Origin of the sequence: Bacillus cereus group sp. N21 (assembly GCF_016483395.1) — a bacterium.
Taxonomy (GTDB): domain Bacteria; phylum Bacillota; class Bacilli; order Bacillales; family Bacillaceae_G; genus Bacillus_A; species Bacillus_A pseudomycoides.
Genome location: NZ_JAEHBX010000032.1, coordinates 1 through 18,767 on the forward strand (window position 1 = coordinate 1; position 18,767 = coordinate 18,767).

The following is an 18,767-nucleotide window of genomic DNA, read 5'->3' on the forward strand; positions in this document are numbered from 1 at the left end:
AAGTTAGTTTGTCTAGCATCTAAAATAAAAATTGACGTTTCACGTTGTTTGTTTCGTTCAGTTTTCAAAGAACTTGTTTGTCGCTCATTTGCGACTTCCTTATGTTAACATCTTCTTTTTTCGATGTCAACTAAGTTTTTTAATTTCTTTTTTCGCTTTCTGCTGTTCCGCATCAGCGACGGTTATTAATTTATCATATGTTAACTACTTGAGTCAACACTTTTTAATAAAAAATTCTTTTTCTTACATAACGGATGCATTCTTCTGCATTTGCTACTCTTCTAAATAAACAAAAGAGAATTTTATATCGTTCTTCCATTGTCTTTTTTACGACATCATGTATTCGCTCGTCTGCAAAATCAAATAAAAGCTCATCCAGCTCTCTCTTCAATACATATTCTATTTCTTTCTGTTCTTCTTTTGTAATCATAATCCCAAGCAAACTATCACCTCAACAATTACTCATATGCCTATATAAATACAAATTAAAAAACCCACATAAACTCTAATCTTTAGGTGGGAGAGAACATCCGGTCATGCATAGGAGCGATCAGACCCTCTTTCCGCGCCCTATGCCAAATTAAAACAAAGAGAGAAACGAGTGCAGATCACCCTTTGTTCTTCCTAGCAGCGACTTATATGTCAGAAAATCAAAACATATATATAAAATAACGTAATATATTCATCAACTCTAATGACGAATGCATCACCACCAAAATTACAATTCATACTATATTGTCCATTATATCCATTTCCTACGATATTAATCGTTCAGTTCTCTTTTCAACTTTTTGAGCATATAAGTAACTGAAAAGGATTGGACAAAGGGGCGGAGTATTATGTTTTTCTTTTTTATAACAAGTAAACGTAAATTTAAGCACATTAGTTTAATTATTATACTGTCCTTGTTTACAGCATGGCTTCTTTTTTTTAAGACATATTCTCATCAATCGGCTTTTTCAACTGCAACTGGTCCAAAAGTCATTTACAAAGGCGATACCGCAAAAAAACAAGTTGCGTTAACATTCGATATTAGCTGGGGAGATAAAAAAGCAGTTCCTATTCTTGATACTTTAAAAGAAAGAGAAATTAAAAATGCGACTTTCTTCCTTTCTGCAGCATGGGCAGAAAGACACCCCGATATTGTCGAACGGATTATACAGGATGGTCACGAAATTGGCAGTATGGGATATAACTATACATCTTATACTTCTTTGGAGGCGAACGAAATGCGAAGAGACCTTTTACGTTCGCAAGATGTGTTTACAAAGCTTGGCATAAAACAAGTCAAGCTCTTGCGGCCTCCTAGTGGGGAATTTAATAAAACAGTTCTCAAAGTAGCAGAGTCTCTTGGATATACTGTTGTACACTGGAGTAATAATTCAAACGACTGGAAAAACCCTGGTGTAAATAAAATTGTATCAACAGTTGCTAACAATCTACGAGGTGGAGACATCGTTTTATTACACGCTTCCGATTCGGCACTTCAAACAAATAAATCTCTACCGCTGCTCCTGCAGAAATTAAAAAGCGATGGCTATGAGCAAGTATCTGTATCACAGCTTATTTCTAACACAAGTGCAAGAAGTAATGACATAAAGTAAAACTTTAATCAGTGGGAATTCTCTCCGCTGATTATTAGCCCTCACCAATCGGGCTTTTATGGACCGTTCATCTTGCACCTAACCTCTTTAATTCCGCTGAATTTTGAGGTGGAAGTGTTACTGTCCGCAAATAGCAGGATAAAAATCCCCCATACTAAAAAGGATACAGCACCCCATACGAAAGGTGCTGTATCCTTTTTCACTCGTATATTGTTAACTAACTGACTTACTTCTTTGTCCTATTAAACGATGTAATATGAGTAACTGATATGCATTACACAATAAAAGTGGTATAACCATCAAATATAACCAATCAGTATCATTAATCCGAAGCGCCGGTACCCATTCAAGGATTGTTACGACGACCATAAAGAATAAAGCCGGTATAAACGCTTTTTTATTCGTCTCTTTACTCTTTATATAGGCTACAAGTGCTCCAAATAAAAACAACATTCCTGCTACAAGAATATTATTCCCAAACGAAACATCTCCATTTGCAACGAGTACCGATCTTAAATAAACAAAATCAAAAAGTACAAATGCAATGAAAAAGAGCTGAACTGCGTTCCAAAGAGCAGACGATCGGAACATTCCTAGTCCAAAACGATGAACTGTTAAATACGCAAAAAAGCCCATTTGACTAATTACACTAAAAATAAAACCAACGCCAAGTAACCAAAAAGAAATCATTAGAATCTCTTTACCGTCGAAATTTTGAAAAAATTTAGCGTACTTGTCCCATCCTAAAATAAAACCAATAAGGATTGTACTAATCCCCCCAAGTAGCAACGTCGTTAAAAATAGTCGTACCCATTTTCGGCTATTCACAACACATCCCCCATTATTGATATATTTCTACTTAAATTGTATCAATGACAATTTCAAAAAGCTAGCCATGAACATGTATAAATTCCTCTAAGATATTTATATTAAAAAAGAGAACTGTGTTGAAAGGAGCTCCAGCTAATGAAACGGATGCTGCTCGTTTTAGTTTCTTCACTTCTTTTTACTGTACTTGTCGCATGTGCACAAGGAAAAGAAGCGAAATCTGAATTAGATTACGATCAAACAAAAAAAATGATTGTCGATATTTTAAAAACCGATCAAGGAAAAAAAGCAATTCAAGATGTATTAACAGATGAGAAAATGAAACAAGCACTTATATTGGATGAAACTGTGGTCAAAAAAACGATTGAAGATGCGATGGTATCCGAAAAAGGGCAGCAGCTTTGGGAAAAACTATTTAAAGACCCAGAGTTTTCAGCGAAATTCGCAAAAAGTATCAGTAAAGAACAAACAGCCTTAATGAAAACTCTATTAAAAGACCCTGAATATCAAGCAGGCGTTATAGAAATTATGAAAAATCCCGAAGTAGAGAAGATGATGCTACAAACAATGAAAAGCAAAGAGTATCGTCAATATTTACAACAAGTATTAACAGAGTCCGCTGAAAGTCCACTCTTCCAAACTAAGATAATTGATATCATTAGCAAAGGTATTGAAAAAGCCGAAAAGAGCGGCGGCTCTGAAAAAAAAGAATCTGGCGGAGAAGGCGGTTCAAAAGGCGGAAGCAAAGAACAAAAATAAAACAACTCCTTGCACATAGGAAATTCCCCATCACCACATACAGGATGGGGAATTTTTCTACTTGCATAAATTTATTTTTGTTTAACTGATGTTCTATCAATAACTTGCTCAGCTATCGTCCGATAGATGACACCCGTTTTATGTGTATCCTCGTATACCGATGGCGCAAAATCTTCTTTATTCCAATCTGGTTGTTGAAGTGGAATTCGTCCTAATACATCTGTTTGTAATTCTGCGGCTAACTTATCTCCTCCGCCTTTTCCAAACACATACTCTTTCTCACCGGTTACTTTACTCTCGAAGTAGGCCATATTTTCAACAACCCCAAGAATACTATGTTCAGTACGAAGTGCCATAGCACCTGCACGAGCTGCAACAAATGCCGCTGTTGGATGAGGCGTTGTTACAATAATTTCTTTACAAGATGGTAGCATTGAGTGAACATCTAAAGCCACATCCCCTGTACCTGGTGGCAAGTCTAATACTAAATAGTCTAAATCGCCCCATTCCACCTCTGTAAAAAAGTGATTTAACATTTTACCAAGCATTGGCCCTCTCCAAATAACAGGAGCATTGTCTTCTACAAAGAAGCCCATTGAAATTACTTTTACCCCTAAGCGCTCCACTGGAATAATTTTATCGCCTCTTACGATTGGACGTTTTTCGATTCCCATCATATCAGGCACACTAAAGCCATATATATCAGCGTCAATAATACCAACTTTCTTTCCTAAACGAGCTAATGAAATCGCAAGGTTTACAGAAACAGTTGATTTACCAACTCCGCCTTTTCCACTTGCAACTGCTAAAAATGTTGTTTTAGAATGCTCTGATAATAAAGATTGACTTTCTTTCTCTTCTTGCGGTGGCGCAAACTGCGCTAGCTCTTCCTCTGTAAATTCAGCGAAACGCAAACCAACCGTTGCTGCTCCAAGTTCTTTCACAAGCTTCACAATAGTAGCCTGCAATTGCATTTGTTCAGCAGTCCCTGTTTTTACAATTGCAATTTTAACACTGACATGCTCTTTCTCAGGCTTTATATTTACCTCTTTAATTGCATTTGTTTCTTTTAATGTTTTATGTAGAAATGGATCATTAATCCCTTCAAGCGCCTCCACTACTTGCTCTTTCGTTACCATAATCAGCCCAGCCCCCTGTATGAAAAATAAAGTCATGTTAAATAAATTGGGTTTATTTATTTTCATTTCCAAAATAAATGCGTTTACATTTCCAGTATAACATATTTTCCGAAAACTTCGTTAACGAGAGGAACTCAAAAAACCCTCCTTACTCAGGAGGATTTCCTTTTTCCGTAAAATAACGTAGTATTCCCCGGTATATCGCAGCTGCAACCTTTTGCTGATACTTCTCTGAATTTAACATATATCGTTCATTTACATTCGATAAAAAACCAGCCTCAACTAAAGCACCTGGTGTTTTTGCATACTTAAGTAAATAAACACGGGAGATTGTTTTAGCTGAGCGGTTCGTATTTTCTAGGCTAGTTCGCAATTCAGCCTGTATAAACTTTGCTGCACGCTCATTTTCAATTAAAGACCGATAATAAAACGTTTGTGCTCCCTTCGAACTACTGCTAGGCAAAGCATTTAAGTGAACACTCACAAAAAAGTCTACATCCGGCTTATTAATAATCTCTACACGTTTTTTGAGATCTTCTGCTTTGCGCCTACTATATGACTTTGTGTCTTTATCAGCTAGATCATAATCTCCCTCTCGCGTTAAAATAACTAAAGCACCTTGTTCTTGCAAATAGTCTTGTACCATTTTTGTAATTTCAAGCGTAATGTCTTTTTCTACAATATCTTTACCACCAACCGCCCCTCCATCTGGTCCACCATGTCCGGCATCTAGTACAATTACTTTTCCAGATAAGGGTAAATTCCAAGCTCTCCACGATTTTGTAATTTGAAATTCTTGTTTTACCAAGAAAAACAGTACAACCGCAGCAAGCATAAAAGAGATAATTCGAATTCTCTTCATACCTTTCCTCCTCCAGCTAGTCCCTCTAATTACTTATATGGGACAAGAGGAAAGTTTATGCTTCTCTTAATGCAGCTTTAAACGATATCTTCTTTCACCCTTTTCATACCCTTCGCGCCACCATGAACTAATAAACTGTTCACAGGACTCATACAGCAACTCCTTATCGTTTGATTCTATCTCCCGCATGGTCATGCTTGTTAAAAATTGAAACAACATTTCTGTTAATTGCTGCTCCTCTTCTAAAGCTCTATATTTCACATCAAAAAAAGATTCACCATAATAGCCAAATTTGCTATATCTTGCTCCTAATAAGTACGATTCAATTCCAAGTTCAATACAATAATCCTCGTACTGTCTGTGCAGCTCTTTCATATCGAAGGCATCACGAATATTAGATCTTAATGTTTTTAATGATAGTTCGCGAAGCATCTTCCGTTCATATTTCAACTGCTTTTCTTTTTGTTTTTCTTGTAAGCTAACAATGACATTCATAGTACTTATAAACCTCCCTAATACGTATTAGTCTAAACTTCTAAAGATGAAGCATACGTAAGAAGGCAGCACTAAAATATTCCAAGCAATAATAAGGGGACTAAAAATAATTGAGGATAATTATATAAATAAAAAACAATATAAAACCTTTCTCTTCCCCATGCCAACCAAGTTTAAACAAAAAGAACATACGAGTGCAGGTTACCTTTTGTTCTTCATAGCAGTGATTTATATTGTGAAAAATCAAAATGAATTTATCTCGTAAGCTCACGATGGGTGGAAGTTTCACTTTATATAGTTCCATTAGACATATTGAACTCCCCCCACCTTCACTTCGTTTAGAGGAGGGGGTCTTACTGGTTGAAATAATAAAAAACCCCAGCCAATAGACTGGGGTTTGAAGTTCGCAAAAATTAACGTTTTGAGAACTGAGGTGCACGACGTGCGCCTTTAAGACCGTATTTTTTACGCTCTTTCATACGTGCGTCACGAGTTAATAGACCTGCACGTTTTAATGTTAGACGGTATTCTGGGTCAGCTTTTAATAAAGCGCGAGAGATACCGTGACGAATAGCACCAGCTTGACCAGTGTATCCACCACCATTTACGTTTACAAGTACATCGTAGTTACCTAAAGTTTCTGTTGCAACTAGAGGTTGTTTCACTACTTCACGTAATGCAGCAAATGGGATATAGTTTTCAAAATCACGACCGTTAATGATAACGCGTCCTTCGCCTGGAACTAGGCGTACGCGTGCTACTGAACTCTTACGACGTCCAGTACCATAGTATTGTACCTGTGCCAATGTAAGCCCTCCTTTAATTAATTATCCACGAAGTTCGTAAACTTCTGGTTTTTGTGCTTGGTGTGGATGCTCAGCTCCAGCATACACATTTAATTTTTTAGACACTTGACGTCCTAAACGTCCTTTTGGAAGCATGCCTTTAATTGCAAGCTCTAACATTTGTACAGGGTAGTTTGTACGCATTTCTAGAGCTGTTCTTTGTTTAAGTCCACCTGGGTGGTTAGTGTGACGGTAGTAAATTTTATCGTTTAATTTATTACCTGTTAAATGAATTTTCTCAGCGTTAATAATAATTACATGATCACCCGTGTCAACGTGTGGTGTAAATGTTGGTTTGTTTTTACCACGTAAAATGGATGCTACTTCACTAGCAAGGCGACCTAAAGTTTGACCTTCAGCGTCAACCACATACCATTTACGCTCAACTTCGTTAGCTTTTGCCATAAAAGTCGTACGCATGTGTTTCCCTCCTCGTTATCTTTTCCATAGAAAAAATCTATTGTTTATCTTAAACACGATTTCCTTCCGGGGCTAATCGTGGTTTTAGAAACAATACCATATGTTATGATATCCTTTTGAGTTTCTAATGTCAAGCAAATGTTACACCAGGATTAGTTGTTATAGTTTACCTGCCATAAATAAAGCCCGTGCCCTGGCACCATCTTCCCGGAAAAACGACGATCTTGTTTTTTTAAAATCTCTGGAATGCTGTCAGGAACCATCTTTCCTTGTCCTATGCTAAGTAGTGTACCAACAATAATTCGAACCATATTATATAAAAATCCATTACCTACAAAACGAAAAATTAACTCATCCTCTTGTTCCATTAAATCTATTTCATAAATTGTTCGCACTTTATCCTTTTTGTCAGTTTTTGCCGAACAAAACGAAGTGAAATCATGTGTTCCAATAAAATAAGGAATTGCTTTTCTTATAGATTCTATCTCAAGCGGATATGGATACTGGTATACGTAATTTCTACGGAATACATCAGCATTTTTAGATAATAATACACGGTAGCGATATTCTTTTCTCTCAACACCATAGCGTGCATGAAAATCTTCTGTTTTTTTCTCTACTTGCCTGACAACTATATCGTCTGGCAGCATCGTATTTAAGGCATTCATCCATTGCCATTCTTCAAGAGACAACGGTGTGTCAAAATGAATAACCTGTCCTCTTGCATGAACAGTAGAATCTGTTCGTCCTGATGCCTGAACACGAACAAGCTCTCCTTTATGCAACTTTTGCAGAGCTTTCTCTATTTCTTGTTGAACAGTACGATGCTGCGGTTGAATTTGATAACCGCAAAAATTGATGCCATCATATGCAACTGTACATTTTATTCTTTCCATTTCTCTATTCTCCATTACGATCGCACCCATGCTAGAATACATGCTAAACAAAGTAAACTTACTATCGTTAACGTATCGCTTGTTTTCCAGCGTAGCTGCCTAAATTTAGAACGTCCCTCACCACTTTGATACCCACGCGCTTCCATTGCAATCGCTAAGTCCTCAGCACGCTTAAAGGCACTAATAAAAAGCGGTACAAGCAAAGAAATAACCGCCTTTAATCGATCCTTTATCGGCCCACCAGAAAAATCAATACCACGGGATGCTTGTGCTTTCATAATTTTACTCGTCTCATCCATTAATGTTGGAATAAAACGAAGAGAAATAGACATCATCAATGCAATTTCATGAACAGGAACCTTTATACGCTTTAATGGCTTTAACAATGTTTCCATACCATCAGTAATTTCAATTGGTGTTGTTGTTAACGTTAATAATGTCGTCATTAAAATAATGACAAAGAAGCGTATAGAAATATATATCCCTTGCTCTAATCCCTTTTCATGTATCGAAAACCAACCAAGCTGAAGCAGTACATCCCCTTCTTTATTTGTAAAAATATGCAGAAAAAAGGTAAACAGAAAAATCCATAAGATTGGTTTTAAGCCCGAAAGTACATAACGAATCGGCACTTTTGCAAAAAATAAAGCAATGAGTGCATATAAAAATAAAAGTCCATATGAAATCGCATTATTTGCTAAAAAGACAACAAATACATATAAAAAGACAATCAACAGCTTCGCACGTGGATCAAGTTGATGAATGAGTGACCTACCTGGAATATATCTCCCAATAATCAACTGCTGCATGATTCATGACCACCTTTTCGTAACGCCTGTACAACTTCATGAGTAAGATCCTCTAAAGATAAGGTAGCCTTCGGAATCGAAATACCAAACTTCTCTTCAATTGCACGTTTATACTTTAAAGACATTGGAAGATCCACGCCGATTTGTTCTAACTCATCTGCATGTAAAAATACTTCCTCTGCTGTTCCTTGCAAAAAAACCGTTCCTTTATGCATAACCACAATTTGATCCGCATATTTAGCAGCATCCTCCATATTATGGGTAACAAGGATTACTGTAAGCCCCTGTTCCTTATGAAGCTTATAAAACATCTCCATAAGCTCATGCTGTCCTTTAGGATCAAGCCCTGCTGTGGGTTCATCTAATACAAGCACTTCCGGTTCCATCGCAAGTACGCCTGCTATTGCAACACGTCTCATTTGTCCACCACTTAACTCAAACGGAGAACGCGCTAATAGCTCTGGATCCAATCCTACAATCTCAATTGCATCCCTTGCCTTTTGTCTTGCCTCTTCTTTCGATACTCCGAAATTTGAGGGTCCAAAACAAATATCTTTCTCAACTGTTTCTTCAAATAACTGATGCTCTGGAAATTGAAAGACAACCCCTACTTTTTTTCGTAGCGGCTTTAATTTCTTTTCTTTCTTTTGTGAGGAAATCAAATGCTCCCCAATTTGGACCGTGCCATTTGTCGGCTGCAATAAACCATTTAAATGTTGAATCATCGTCGATTTGCCGGAACCAGTATGACCGATAATGGCATAATACCCCCCACTTGGAAACGACACGTTTACATCATAAAGCGCGCGTCTTTCAAATGGAGTTTTATATTGATAACGATGCTCTACTGTTTGGAATGTAATCTCCAAAGTTCGTTCACCAAGCTTTCCATTGTAAGATGCGTATTTTGCAGTGGAATTTCATTTCTTTTTAATAATTCTGCTATTTTCACTGAGAATGGTACATCTAATCCGATTTCCCTAAGCATATGAGAGGACTTGAAAATTTGCTCTGGCGTACCTACCTCTAATATTTCTCCCTGATTCAAAATGATAACACGGTCTGACTGTGCAGCTTCTTCCAAATCATGCGTAATCGATAACACGGTAATACCTTTTGTATCCACAAGCTTCCTCACCGTTTCAATTACTTCACGTCGTCCTTGTGGATCTAACATCGATGTTGCTTCATCCAATATTAAAATAGATGGTTGCAATGCTAGCACACCTGCAATTGCAACACGTTGCTTTTGTCCACCAGATAACGAATGAGGCTCTTCATTAAGAAACTCTTCCATTCGGACCATCTGCAGCGCTTGATTCATCCGTTCTACCATCTGTTCCCGAGGCATCCCGATATTTTCAAGGCCAAATACAACATCATCTTGCACTGTTGTCCCAACAAATTGATTATCTGGATTTTGAAATACCATACCTATTTGCTTTCGAATATCCCATACTGTTTCTTCAGATAAAGTCATTGTATCATTTACAACAATCGTGCCTGATTCCGGTAAAAATAAACCATTTAATAATTTTGCAAGTGTAGACTTTCCTGAACCATTTTGTCCAATTACAGAAACCCATTCTCCCTCATATAAAGAGAATGATACGTCTTTTAGCGCATAAGAAGTTGCCCCGGGATATTGAAATGATATATTTTGCGTGCGAAGTTTCTCTTTTTTCAATGCAAGGCACCCTCTCTCATTACTTCATCAAGTTAGCCTATTTTCTATATTTAAAAAAAAAGGGCCACGACCAGTTACTTGAAAAGAACTGTCCTGCCCTTTTAATTATCATTATACTAACTCGATAATTACCATTGGTGCTGCGTCTCCGCGACGTGGACCAATTTTTGCAATACGAGTGTATCCGCCTTGACGCTCAGCATAGCGTGGAGCTACATCAGCGAATAATTTTTGAAGTGCATCTTGACCAGTCTCAGCATTAGCAACTTCATTGCGGATGAAAGATGCAGCTTGACGGCGAGCATGAAGATCTCCGCGTTTACCTAAAGTGATCATTTTTTCCACTACAGAACGAAGTTCTTTTGCACGAGTTTCTGTCGTTTGGATGCGCTCGTTGATAATTAAATCTGTAGCTAAGTCACGTAACATAGCTTTACGTTGCGCACTTGTACGGCCTAATTTTCTGTATGCCATTCGTAGTTCCCTCCTTTGTTGATGAGATTAAATCCTCAGTCGTCTTTACGTAAGCCTAAACCTAATTCCTCAAGCTTATGCTTAACTTCTTCTAAGGATTTACGTCCTAAGTTACGAACTTTCATCATATCTTCTTCTGTTTTGTTCGCAAGCTCTTGTACAGTATTAATTCCTGCACGTTTTAAGCAATTATAAGAACGAACAGAAAGATCAAGTTCTTCAATAGTCATTTCTAGAACTTTTTCTTTTTGATCTTCTTCCTTCTCGACCATAATCTCAGCATTTTGTGCTTCATCAGTTAAACCAACGAAGATATTTAAATGCTCAGTTAAGATTTTGGCACCTAAAGAGATAGCTTCTTTTGGCCCGATGCTTCCATCCGTCCATACATCAAGCGTAAGCTTATCATAATTTGCCACTTGTCCGACACGTGTCTTTTCCACTTGGTAAGTCACACGTGATACTGGAGTATAAATAGAATCAATAGGAATAACTCCTATTGGTTGATCTTCGCTTTTATTTGCATCAGCTGGCGTATACCCACGGCCACGCTTTGCAGTTAAACGCACGCGGAAATGCGCATCTTTTGCTAACGTCGCAATGTATAAATCTGGATTTAAGATTTCAACATCACTATCGTGAGTAATATCAGCAGCTGTGACAATACCTTCGCCCTGTACATCGATTTCCAACGTCTTCTCTTCTTCAGAGTAGATTTTAAGAGCTAACTTTTTCAAGTTTAAGATGATCGTCGTAACGTCCTCTACTACGCCCTCAACTGTTGAAAATTCGTGTAATACGCCATCAATTTGGATAGCAGTTACAGCGGCACCAGGGAGTGAGGATAAAAGAATACGACGTAAGGAGTTACCCAAAGTAGTACCATATCCACGCTCAAGCGGTTCAATCACGAATTTACCATATTTAGCATCTTCGTTAAGTTCAACCGTTTCGATTTTCGGTTTTTCAATTTCAATCATTAACTAAACCCTCCTTCAAAACGTCGAAACCTCGGCTAAACAAAGGAAAAAACCTCTGTCTAACCGAAAGTCCCCCTTAGGCAGTTCCCGATTGTGCACAACAAGCGATGTTTCTGTACGAAATTTCTCGATAATGCATCATATCCATTATAGACAAAAGGGAAAATTCTATACAGAAAAATTAAACACGACGACGTTTTGGCGGACGACATCCATTATGAGGAACTGGAGTAACATCTCTGATTGCTGTTACTTCTAGACCTGCAGCTTGAAGAGCACGAATTGCAGCTTCACGACCAGCACCAGGACCTTTTACAGTAACCTCTAAAGTTTTTAAACCATGCTCCATTGCAACTTTAGCAGCAGTTTCAGCAGCCATTTGCGCAGCGAATGGAGTAGATTTACGAGATCCACGGAAACCAAGTGCACCAGCACTAGACCAAGAAAGTGCGTTACCGTGAGTATCTGTAAGTGTTACGATTGTGTTGTTGAAAGTAGAACGAATATGAGCAATACCAGCTTCAATATTCTTTTTCACACGTTTTTTACGAGTGTTTGTTTTACGTGCCATTGTTAGTTCAACCTCCTTTACTTATTATTTCTTTTTATTTGCTACTGTACGACGTGGACCTTTACGCGTACGAGCATTATTTTTAGAATTTTGACCACGAACTGGTAAACCACGACGGTGACGAAGACCACGGTAAGAACCGATCTCCATTAGACGTTTAATGTTAAGAGAAACTTCACGACGAAGGTCTCCCTCAACTTTAACGCGGTCTACGATGTCACGGATACGTCCTAATTCGTCTTCCGTTAAATCACGAACTCGTGTTTCTTCAGAAACACCAGCTTCAGCAAGAATTTTTTCAGCAGTTGTGCGACCAATGCCGAATACGTAAGTTAAAGAAATAACAACGCGCTTGTCACGAGGAATATCTACACCTGCGATACGTGCCATTCCGAATGCACCTCCTTCTGATTAACCTTGTTTTTGTTTATGTTTAGGGTTTTCACAAATAACCATTACTTTTCCACGTCTACGAATAACTTTACATTTTTCGCAGATTGGTTTAACTGACGGTCTTACTTTCATGTCTCGAACCTCCTTAAAGATTACGGAGTGCTATATTATTTAAAACGGTACGTAATACGACCACGATTTAAATCGTACGGAGATAATTCTACCGTAACTTTGTCTCCTGGTAAAATCCGAATGAAGTTCATACGGATTTTACCAGAAACGTGAGCCAATACGACATGCCCATTCTCTAATTCTACTTTGAACATAGCATTTGGCAACGTTTCAAGAACGGTACCTTCGACTTCAATTACATCATCTTTAGCCATTCAATAGTTCTCCCTTCTTCAAATCAGTAACATTTTACACTGCTCTGAAATCCCGGAGAGCCAGCTACTTATAAAGTGGTAAGGATTTCGTATCCTGCTTCTGTAAGAGCAATCGTGTGCTCAAAATGTGCACACCATTTACCATCTACCGTTACCACTGTCCAGTCATCAGATAGTGTTTTTACATATCGTCTTCCTTGGTTCACCATCGGTTCGACACAGATGACCATTCCCGGCTTTAATCTAGGACCTTTATTTGGTGGACCGTAGTGCGGGATCTGAGGGTCCTCATGTAAGTCTTGCCCGATTCCGTGACCAACATACTCCCTAACGATCGAGAATCCATTATCTTCAGCATACGTTTGAACTGCATGTGAAACATTTGATAATCTCACGCCTGGTTTTATTTGTTCTAGACCAAGATACAACGATTTTTCTGTGACATCAAGTAGCTTTTGAACAGATTCAGAAATGTTTCCTACTGGATACGTCCACGCAGAATCTCCATGGTACCCATTGTATTTCGCACCAATATCGATACTGATGATATCACCTTCTTGGAGCTTGCGCTTACCTGGAATCCCATGTACAAGCTCTTCATTTACAGAAGCACAGATGCTTCCCGGAAATCCGTTGTATCCTTTAAAAGATGGCGTAGCACCATATTTTCGAATCGTCTTTTCCGCTATTTGATCGAGCTCTTTCGTTGTAATTCCTGGAGTAATATGCTTTTTCAACTCTTGATGAGTTAAAGCAACGATCTTGCCAGCTTCTCGCATGATTTCTATCTCGCGAGGAGTTTTGCAAATGATCATTACGCTAAGTCTCCAATGAGAACATCAATATCAGCAAATACCTTATTGATATCTTGCTCACCATTAATGCTTTGTAAGTAACCAAGCTCTTCATAGAAATCAAGCAAAGGTTTTGTTTGCTTAATATTTACCTCTAAACGATTCGCTACAGTTTCTTCATTGTCATCAGAGCGTTGATATAATTCGCCACCACATTTATCGCACACGTCAGCTTTTGCTGGCGGATTGAATTCTAAGTGATAAGTCGCACCGCACTCTTTACAAATACGACGGCCTGTAAGACGTTTTAATAGCAATCCTGAATCCACATTAATGTTTAAAACATAGTCGATTTTTTTGCCAAGATCTTTCATAATCTCTTCAAGTGCAGATGCCTGTGCAACTGTTCGTGGGAAACCATCTAGTAAGAAGCCTTTTACACAGTCTTCTTGACTTAAACGTTCACGAACAATTCCGATTGTAACTTCATCTGGAACAAGCGCACCTTTATCAATAAAGGACTTTGCTTGTAAACCAAGTTCAGTTTCAGCCTTCATAGCTGCACGGAACATATCTCCTGTTGAGATGTGAGGGATGTTATACTTGGCAACAATCTGTTCGGCTTGTGTACCTTTACCAGCACCAGGAAGCCCCATTAAAATTAAGTTCATCCTTGTTCCCCCTCAATACATGAGCATGTAGGGAAGACAATTCTTCCCACTTACTCACTGCTTGATAAACCCTTTGTAATGGCGTTTTACCAGTTGGCTTTCTAGCTGCTTCATTGTTTCTAAAGCAACGCCGACAACGATTAACATACTCGTTCCACCGATCTGTGCAGATGGAGGAAGATTTCCCAATTTCGTAAAGATAACTGGAAGAATTGCAATCGCTGCTAGGAAAATAGATCCTACAAAGGTCAAACGATACAAGATTTTTGTTAGATATTGTTCTGTATTCTTACCCGGACGAATACCTGGAACATATCCACCTTGCTTGTTTAGGTTTTCTGACATTTGCTCTGGATTAACCTGAACAAATGCATAGAAGTATGCGAAGGCTACAATGAGCGCTACATATATTATCATTCCCACTGGGTGGGAATAGTTAAAGTTTGCAATGATCCACTTCGATACATCGTATTTCGGGAAGAACTGTGCAATAGTTGGAGGTGTAATTAAGAATGAAACAGCAAAAATTACTGGAATAACACCCGCACTATTTACCTTAAGCGGTAAATGTGTGTTTTGTGCTCCAGCATGATTACCATTTCCTCCTGTTACACGCTTCGCATATTGAATTGGGATCTTTCTAACAGCTTGTTGAATGAAAATAACACCAACAACAACTGCTAACACAGCTAGTAAAATCAATACAACTTTAACGATACTCATGAACAATTGATCTCCGGCATTTTGAAACTGTTGTTGATACACTTGAGATATTACACTTGGGATCGCTGCGGCAATACCACCAAAGATTAGGATGGAAATACCATTACCTACACCTTTAGCTGTAATCTGTTCACCTAACCACATTAAAAATGCAGTACCAGCAGTCAGTACCGTAGCAATGTATAAATAAGTGCTCCAACCTGGATTCAAAATTAACTGTCCACCTACCATACCGTTAAAACCGATTGACATACCAAACCCCTGAATAAACGCAAGAACAATTGTAAAATAACGCGTGAATTGCGTTAGTTTACGACGGCCCATTTCGCCTTGCTTCGACCATTCCGAAAATTTAGGAACAACATCCATCTGCAATAATTGCACGATGATGGATGCTGTAATATACGGCATGATTCCCATCGCAAAGATGGAGAAGTTTTTCAACGCGCCACCGCCAAATGTATTTAGGATGCCTAATGCATTTAACTGATCTTGTGCTTTCAGTACGTCTCCATTTGTAAATGGCACTGGGATAAACGTGCCAATCCTGAATACGATTAGCATCGCTAAAGTGAATAATATTTTACGTCTTATCTCAGCAACGCGCATAAAGTTGGAGATTGTACGAAACATTAGATCACCTCAACTGATCCGCCAGCTGCTTCAATTGCTTCTTTAGCACTTGAAGAGAACTTGTGCGCTTTAACAGTTAATTTTTTCTCTACAGCTCCGCTTGCAAGAACTTTAACACCGTCGTTTAATTTGCTGATAACGCCAGTTTCCAGCAATAATTCAGGTGTTACTTCTGTACCATCTTCAAAACGATTTAACGTTGCTAAGTTTACGATAGCAAACTCTTTACGGTTAATGTTTGTGAAGCCGCGTTTTGGTAAACGACGGAATAATGGAGTTTGACCACCTTCGAAGCCAAGACGAACACCGCCACCAGAACGTGCGTTTTGTCCTTTATGACCTTTACCAGCAGTTTTACCGTTACCAGAACCGATACCACGACCGACACGGTTACGTACTTTACGAGAACCTTCTGCAGGTTTTAATTCATGAAGTTTCATTCCCAGGCACCTCCTTATATTAATGAGTTATCCTTAAGCTTCTTTTACAGTTACAAGGTGAGAAACTTTGTTGATCATACCAAGAATAGCAGGAGTTTCTTCCTTAACTACAGTTGAATTCAACTTTTTAAGACCTAAAGCTTCTACCGTCGCACGTTGATCTTGTGGACGACCAATTACACTACGAGTGAGGGTAATTTCTAACTTTTTCGCCATTTGTTTTCCCTCCTTCTTAACCTAGTAGCTCTTCTACAGATTTACCGCGTAATTTTGCAACATCTTCAGCGCGCTTAAGCTCGCTTAATCCGTTCACAGTAGCGCGAATCATGTTAATTGGTGTGTTAGAACCAAGAGATTTCGAAAGAATATCTTGTACACCAGCTAATTCAAGTACCGCACGAACTGGTCCACCAGCAATAACTCCAGTACCTTCAGCAGCAGGTTTTAAGAATACTTCACCAGCTCCAAAATGACCGTTGATTGTGTGTGGAATTGTTGTACCAACTAATGGTACTGTGATTAAGTTTTTCTTAGCGTCTTCGATAGCTTTGCGAATTGCGTCTGGTACCTCTTGTGCTTTACCCGTACCGAATCCAACATGACCGTTTTTATCGCCAACTACAACTAGTGCAGCAAAGCGGAAACGACGACCACCCTTAACAACTTTCGCGACACGATTTATCGTAACTACACGTTCTTCAAGTTCTAATTTACTTGGGTCAATGCGATGCATCAATTTTCCCTCCTTTGACCATTAAAATTGTAATCCAGCCTCACGAGCAGCTTCAGCTAGAGCTTTAACACGGCCATGGTATAAGTAACCACCGCGATCAAATACTACTTCTTTAACGCCTTTCTCTACAGCACGCTTAGCAACTGATTCTCCAACTTTCGTAGCAGCTTCAATATTGCTAGTACCGTTAAGAGCAAGGTCTTTATCAAGAGTAGATGCACTTACTAATGTTACACCATTTACATCATCAATAACTTGAGCGTAAATATGTTGGTTAGAACGGAACACATTTAAACGTGGACGTTCTGCAGTACCAGTAAGTTTTGCACGTACACGTGCATGTCTTTTCTTACGAGTCGCATTTTTATCAGCTTTAGTGATCATTCTTGTCACTCCTTTCTCTCACCTAACGGGTTTACTTAGCAGTTTTACCTTCTTTACGACGAACAACTTCGCCTTCGTAACGAATACCTTTGCCTTTATATGGCTCTGGAGCACGTACAGCACGGATGTTAGCAGCAAATTCGCCAACACGTTGCTTGTCGATACCTTTAATTACGATTTTAGTTGGTGCAGGTACTTCAACTTCAAGTCCTGCTTCCGGAGTCATTTCTACTGGATGAGAATAACCTACGCTTAATACAAGTTTATCACCTTGTTTTTGAGCACGGTAACCAACACCGACTAATTCAAGTCCGCGTGCGAAACCTGTAGTTACACCTTCAACCATGTTTCCGATTAAAGCACGAGTTGTACCGTGTAATGCACGGTGTTCCTTCTGTTCAGATGGACGCTCAACTGTTAGTGTATTTTCTTCAATTTTGATAGACATATCAGCATTGAAAGTACGAGTTAATTCACCTTTAGGGCCTTTTACTGTTACAGTATTGTCTTCTGCAACTGTGATAGTAACACCTGCAGGGATTTCAAGAATCTTTTTACCAATACGAGACATGTGGTCACACCTCCGTTCGTTTTAAATATATATTACCAAACGTATGCTACTACTTCTCCACCAGTTTGTAATTGACGAGCATCTTTGTCTGTCATTACTCCCTTAGATGTAGAAACAAGAGCGATACCTAATCCGTTAAGTACACGTGGTACTTCGTCAGCTTTAGCGTAAACGCGTAAGCCAGGTTTACTGATACGTTTTAATCCAGTGATTACACGTTCATTGTTTGCACCATATTTCAGGAAAATACGAAGGATACCTTGTTTGTTATCCTCGATGTATTCTACATCACGAATGAAACCTTCACGTTTTAAAAGTTCAGCGATCTCTTTTTTGATTTTAGAAGCAGGAACCTCTAATTTCTCATGACGTACCATGTTCGCATTACGGATGCGAGTAAGCATGTCTGCAATTGGATCTGTCATCACCATGTGTTTTACCTCCTTCCCATTTGTGGGTTTTACCAACTAGCTTTTTTAACACCAGGAATTTGACCTTTATATGCAAGTTCACGGAAACAAATACGGCAAAGCTTAAATTTGCGGTATACAGAATGCGGACGACCGCAGCGTTCGCAACGTGTATACTCTTGTACTTTAAACTTAGGAGTACGCTTTTGTTTCGCGATCATAGATTTTTTAGCCACGTTTTCGCCTCCTCTACTTAGCGT

General features: G+C 38.7%; 29 protein-coding genes. 2 read left to right on the plus strand and 27 right to left on the minus strand.

The features are described from left to right. Window positions 1-223 precede the first annotated feature (223 nt). On the minus strand, window positions 224-442 hold the full coding sequence (locus tag JDS96_RS17645; RefSeq protein WP_006093093.1) for a hypothetical protein: 219 nt from the start codon (window positions 440-442) through the stop codon (window positions 224-226). A 397-nt stretch (window positions 443-839) separates the two neighbouring features. On the opposite strand from JDS96_RS17645, the gene pdaB reads away from it, so the two are divergent. Beyond that, window positions 840-1,604, plus strand: coding sequence for a polysaccharide deacetylase family sporulation protein PdaB (gene pdaB / locus JDS96_RS17650; RefSeq protein WP_006093094.1), 765 nt, complete (start codon window positions 840-842; stop codon window positions 1,602-1,604). Window positions 1,605-1,817: 213 nt separating this feature from the next. On the opposite strand, the gene JDS96_RS17655 is transcribed toward pdaB, so the two are convergent. Continuing rightward, window positions 1,818-2,432 (minus strand): KinB-signaling pathway activation protein, encoded by a 615-nt coding sequence (locus tag JDS96_RS17655; protein ID WP_006093095.1) that lies wholly within the window; start codon window positions 2,430-2,432, stop codon window positions 1,818-1,820. A gap of 138 nt (window positions 2,433-2,570) precedes the next feature. On the opposite strand from JDS96_RS17655, the gene gerD reads away from it, so the two are divergent. Continuing rightward, a complete protein-coding gene (gene gerD / locus JDS96_RS17660; RefSeq protein WP_003205520.1) occupies window positions 2,571-3,191 on the plus strand; it encodes a spore germination lipoprotein GerD in 621 nt (206 codons plus the stop codon). Between the two features lie 71 nt (window positions 3,192-3,262). Here gerD and JDS96_RS17665 read toward each other — a convergent pair whose 3' ends face one another. The 25 genes from JDS96_RS17665 to rpsN all read right to left on the minus strand — a co-directional run bounded on the left by JDS96_RS17665 (window position 3,263) and on the right by rpsN (window position 18,743). Further along, window positions 3,263-4,330, minus strand: a complete 1,068-nt coding sequence (locus tag JDS96_RS17665) for an Mrp/NBP35 family ATP-binding protein (protein WP_018783612.1) — start codon at window positions 4,328-4,330, stop codon at window positions 3,263-3,265. 148 nt (window positions 4,331-4,478) lie between these two features. Further along, the gene (cwlD, locus tag JDS96_RS17670; RefSeq protein WP_016116963.1) at window positions 4,479-5,192 is read right to left on the minus strand and encodes an N-acetylmuramoyl-L-alanine amidase CwlD; all 714 of its coding nucleotides are present in this window, start codon (window positions 5,190-5,192) and stop codon (window positions 4,479-4,481) included. 66 nt (window positions 5,193-5,258) lie between these two features. Further along, a complete protein-coding gene (locus tag JDS96_RS17675; protein ID WP_003194397.1) occupies window positions 5,259-5,687 on the minus strand; it encodes a DUF2521 family protein in 429 nt (142 codons plus the stop codon). 413 nt (window positions 5,688-6,100) lie between these two features. Next, on the minus strand, window positions 6,101-6,493 hold the full coding sequence (rpsI, locus tag JDS96_RS17680; protein WP_000079986.1) for a 30S ribosomal protein S9: 393 nt from the start codon (window positions 6,491-6,493) through the stop codon (window positions 6,101-6,103). A gap of 21 nt (window positions 6,494-6,514) precedes the next feature. Continuing rightward, entirely contained in the window at window positions 6,515-6,952 is a 438-nt protein-coding gene (rplM, locus tag JDS96_RS17685; RefSeq protein ID WP_001260793.1) for a 50S ribosomal protein L13, read from the minus strand. Between the two features lie 152 nt (window positions 6,953-7,104). Next, on the minus strand, window positions 7,105-7,848 hold the full coding sequence (gene truA / locus JDS96_RS17690; RefSeq protein ID WP_199667598.1) for a tRNA pseudouridine(38-40) synthase TruA: 744 nt from the start codon (window positions 7,846-7,848) through the stop codon (window positions 7,105-7,107). Window positions 7,849-7,862: 14 nt separating this feature from the next. Then, a complete protein-coding gene (locus JDS96_RS17695; protein WP_033795814.1) occupies window positions 7,863-8,657 on the minus strand; it encodes an energy-coupling factor transporter transmembrane component T family protein in 795 nt (264 codons plus the stop codon). Continuing rightward, window positions 8,645-9,526 carry an energy-coupling factor ABC transporter ATP-binding protein gene (locus JDS96_RS17700; RefSeq protein WP_199667599.1) on the minus strand — a complete coding sequence of 294 codons (882 nt, stop codon included), beginning with the start codon at window positions 9,524-9,526 and terminating at the stop codon, window positions 8,645-8,647. Before JDS96_RS17700 ends, JDS96_RS17695 begins: the two co-directional genes overlap by 13 nt. Next, window positions 9,502-10,344, minus strand: a complete 843-nt coding sequence (locus JDS96_RS17705) for an energy-coupling factor ABC transporter ATP-binding protein (protein ID WP_003194387.1) — start codon at window positions 10,342-10,344, stop codon at window positions 9,502-9,504. Before JDS96_RS17705 ends, JDS96_RS17700 begins: the two co-directional genes overlap by 25 nt. Window positions 10,345-10,455: 111 nt before the next feature. Then, window positions 10,456-10,818 carry a 50S ribosomal protein L17 gene (rplQ, locus tag JDS96_RS17710; RefSeq protein WP_000331491.1) on the minus strand — a complete coding sequence of 121 codons (363 nt, stop codon included), beginning with the start codon at window positions 10,816-10,818 and terminating at the stop codon, window positions 10,456-10,458. 35 nt (window positions 10,819-10,853) lie between these two features. Then, window positions 10,854-11,798 (minus strand): DNA-directed RNA polymerase subunit alpha, encoded by a 945-nt coding sequence (locus JDS96_RS17715; RefSeq protein ID WP_000569645.1) that lies wholly within the window; start codon window positions 11,796-11,798, stop codon window positions 10,854-10,856. A 181-nt stretch (window positions 11,799-11,979) separates the two neighbouring features. Then, complete coding sequence (gene rpsK, locus JDS96_RS17720) at window positions 11,980-12,369, minus strand: 30S ribosomal protein S11 (protein ID WP_003194384.1); 390 nt, start codon at window positions 12,367-12,369, stop codon at window positions 11,980-11,982. 24 nt (window positions 12,370-12,393) lie between these two features. Then, complete coding sequence (rpsM, locus tag JDS96_RS17725) at window positions 12,394-12,759, minus strand: 30S ribosomal protein S13 (protein ID WP_003194382.1); 366 nt, start codon at window positions 12,757-12,759, stop codon at window positions 12,394-12,396. 21 nt (window positions 12,760-12,780) lie between these two features. Further along, window positions 12,781-12,894 carry a 50S ribosomal protein L36 gene (gene rpmJ, locus JDS96_RS17730; protein WP_000868344.1) on the minus strand — a complete coding sequence of 38 codons (114 nt, stop codon included), beginning with the start codon at window positions 12,892-12,894 and terminating at the stop codon, window positions 12,781-12,783. 35 nt (window positions 12,895-12,929) lie between these two features. Next, entirely contained in the window at window positions 12,930-13,148 is a 219-nt protein-coding gene (infA, locus tag JDS96_RS17735) for a translation initiation factor IF-1 (protein WP_001029884.1), read from the minus strand. 68 nt (window positions 13,149-13,216) lie between these two features. Continuing rightward, complete coding sequence (gene map, locus JDS96_RS17740) at window positions 13,217-13,963, minus strand: type I methionyl aminopeptidase (protein ID WP_018767342.1); 747 nt, start codon at window positions 13,961-13,963, stop codon at window positions 13,217-13,219. Beyond that, window positions 13,963-14,613 (minus strand): adenylate kinase, encoded by a 651-nt coding sequence (locus tag JDS96_RS17745; protein WP_003194378.1) that lies wholly within the window; start codon window positions 14,611-14,613, stop codon window positions 13,963-13,965. The genes map and JDS96_RS17745 overlap by 1 nt, the downstream gene beginning before the upstream one ends. Before the next feature lie 54 nt (window positions 14,614-14,667). Further along, window positions 14,668-15,969 (minus strand): preprotein translocase subunit SecY, encoded by a 1,302-nt coding sequence (secY, locus tag JDS96_RS17750; protein ID WP_018783074.1) that lies wholly within the window; start codon window positions 15,967-15,969, stop codon window positions 14,668-14,670. Beyond that, window positions 15,969-16,409 (minus strand): 50S ribosomal protein L15, encoded by a 441-nt coding sequence (gene rplO / locus JDS96_RS17755; RefSeq protein ID WP_018767344.1) that lies wholly within the window; start codon window positions 16,407-16,409, stop codon window positions 15,969-15,971. The genes secY and rplO overlap by 1 nt, the downstream gene beginning before the upstream one ends. 33 nt (window positions 16,410-16,442) lie before the next feature. Continuing rightward, a complete protein-coding gene (gene rpmD / locus JDS96_RS17760) occupies window positions 16,443-16,625 on the minus strand; it encodes a 50S ribosomal protein L30 (RefSeq protein WP_001085234.1) in 183 nt (60 codons plus the stop codon). A gap of 16 nt (window positions 16,626-16,641) precedes the next feature. After that, window positions 16,642-17,142, minus strand: a complete 501-nt coding sequence (rpsE, locus tag JDS96_RS17765) for a 30S ribosomal protein S5 (RefSeq protein WP_003194373.1) — start codon at window positions 17,140-17,142, stop codon at window positions 16,642-16,644. A gap of 21 nt (window positions 17,143-17,163) precedes the next feature. Continuing rightward, entirely contained in the window at window positions 17,164-17,526 is a 363-nt protein-coding gene (gene rplR, locus JDS96_RS17770; RefSeq protein WP_000628816.1) for a 50S ribosomal protein L18, read from the minus strand. Between the two features lie 31 nt (window positions 17,527-17,557). Next, the gene (gene rplF / locus JDS96_RS17775) at window positions 17,558-18,097 is read right to left on the minus strand and encodes a 50S ribosomal protein L6 (RefSeq protein WP_003194369.1); all 540 of its coding nucleotides are present in this window, start codon (window positions 18,095-18,097) and stop codon (window positions 17,558-17,560) included. A gap of 32 nt (window positions 18,098-18,129) precedes the next feature. After that, window positions 18,130-18,528, minus strand: a complete 399-nt coding sequence (rpsH, locus tag JDS96_RS17780; RefSeq protein ID WP_000245511.1) for a 30S ribosomal protein S8 — start codon at window positions 18,526-18,528, stop codon at window positions 18,130-18,132. A 29-nt stretch (window positions 18,529-18,557) separates the two neighbouring features. Beyond that, window positions 18,558-18,743, minus strand: a complete 186-nt coding sequence (gene rpsN, locus JDS96_RS17785) for a 30S ribosomal protein S14 (RefSeq protein WP_001085700.1) — start codon at window positions 18,741-18,743, stop codon at window positions 18,558-18,560. Window positions 18,744-18,767 lie beyond the last annotated feature (24 nt).

What these genes read in the sequence shown, in the direction of transcription:
- rplR (WP_000628816.1), bottom strand. Translation starts at nt 17,526, where the DNA reads ATGATCACTAAAGCTGATAAAAATGCGACTCGTAAGAAAAGACATGCA.
- map (WP_018767342.1), bottom strand. Translation starts at nt 13,963, where the DNA reads ATGATCATTTGCAAAACTCCTCGCGAGATAGAAATCATGCGAGAAGCT.
- JDS96_RS17695 (WP_033795814.1), bottom strand. Translation starts at nt 8,657, where the DNA reads ATGCAGCAGTTGATTATTGGGAGATATATTCCAGGTAGGTCACTCATT.
- rpmJ (WP_000868344.1), bottom strand. Translation starts at nt 12,894, where the DNA reads ATGAAAGTAAGACCGTCAGTTAAACCAATCTGCGAAAAATGTAAAGTT.
- rpsM (WP_003194382.1), bottom strand. Translation starts at nt 12,759, where the DNA reads ATGGCACGTATCGCAGGTGTAGATATTCCTCGTGACAAGCGCGTTGTT.
- cwlD (WP_016116963.1), bottom strand. Translation starts at nt 5,192, where the DNA reads ATGAAGAGAATTCGAATTATCTCTTTTATGCTTGCTGCGGTTGTACTG.
- rpmD (WP_001085234.1), bottom strand. Translation starts at nt 16,625, where the DNA reads ATGGCGAAAAAGTTAGAAATTACCCTCACTCGTAGTGTAATTGGTCGT.
- rplF (WP_003194369.1), bottom strand. Translation starts at nt 18,097, where the DNA reads ATGTCTCGTATTGGTAAAAAGATTCTTGAAATCCCTGCAGGTGTTACT.
- JDS96_RS17745 (WP_003194378.1), bottom strand. Translation starts at nt 14,613, where the DNA reads ATGAACTTAATTTTAATGGGGCTTCCTGGTGCTGGTAAAGGTACACAA.
- rplM (WP_001260793.1), bottom strand. Translation starts at nt 6,952, where the DNA reads ATGCGTACGACTTTTATGGCAAAAGCTAACGAAGTTGAGCGTAAATGG.
- pdaB (WP_006093094.1), top strand. Translation starts at nt 840, where the DNA reads ATGTTTTTCTTTTTTATAACAAGTAAACGTAAATTTAAGCACATTAGT.
- rpsE (WP_003194373.1), bottom strand. Translation starts at nt 17,142, where the DNA reads ATGCATCGCATTGACCCAAGTAAATTAGAACTTGAAGAACGTGTAGTT.
- rpsH (WP_000245511.1), bottom strand. Translation starts at nt 18,528, where the DNA reads ATGGTGATGACAGATCCAATTGCAGACATGCTTACTCGCATCCGTAAT.
- rpsK (WP_003194384.1), bottom strand. Translation starts at nt 12,369, where the DNA reads ATGGCACGTAAAACAAACACTCGTAAAAAACGTGTGAAAAAGAATATT.
- rplQ (WP_000331491.1), bottom strand. Translation starts at nt 10,818, where the DNA reads ATGGCATACAGAAAATTAGGCCGTACAAGTGCGCAACGTAAAGCTATG.
- rplO (WP_018767344.1), bottom strand. Translation starts at nt 16,409, where the DNA reads ATGAAACTTCATGAATTAAAACCTGCAGAAGGTTCTCGTAAAGTACGT.
- gerD (WP_003205520.1), top strand. Translation starts at nt 2,571, where the DNA reads ATGAAACGGATGCTGCTCGTTTTAGTTTCTTCACTTCTTTTTACTGTA.
- JDS96_RS17665 (WP_018783612.1), bottom strand. Translation starts at nt 4,330, where the DNA reads ATGGTAACGAAAGAGCAAGTAGTGGAGGCGCTTGAAGGGATTAATGAT.
- truA (WP_199667598.1), bottom strand. Translation starts at nt 7,848, where the DNA reads ATGGAAAGAATAAAATGTACAGTTGCATATGATGGCATCAATTTTTGC.
- infA (WP_001029884.1), bottom strand. Translation starts at nt 13,148, where the DNA reads ATGGCTAAAGATGATGTAATTGAAGTCGAAGGTACCGTTCTTGAAACG.
- JDS96_RS17715 (WP_000569645.1), bottom strand. Translation starts at nt 11,798, where the DNA reads ATGATTGAAATTGAAAAACCGAAAATCGAAACGGTTGAACTTAACGAA.
- secY (WP_018783074.1), bottom strand. Translation starts at nt 15,969, where the DNA reads ATGTTTCGTACAATCTCCAACTTTATGCGCGTTGCTGAGATAAGACGT.
- JDS96_RS17675 (WP_003194397.1), bottom strand. Translation starts at nt 5,687, where the DNA reads ATGAATGTCATTGTTAGCTTACAAGAAAAACAAAAAGAAAAGCAGTTG.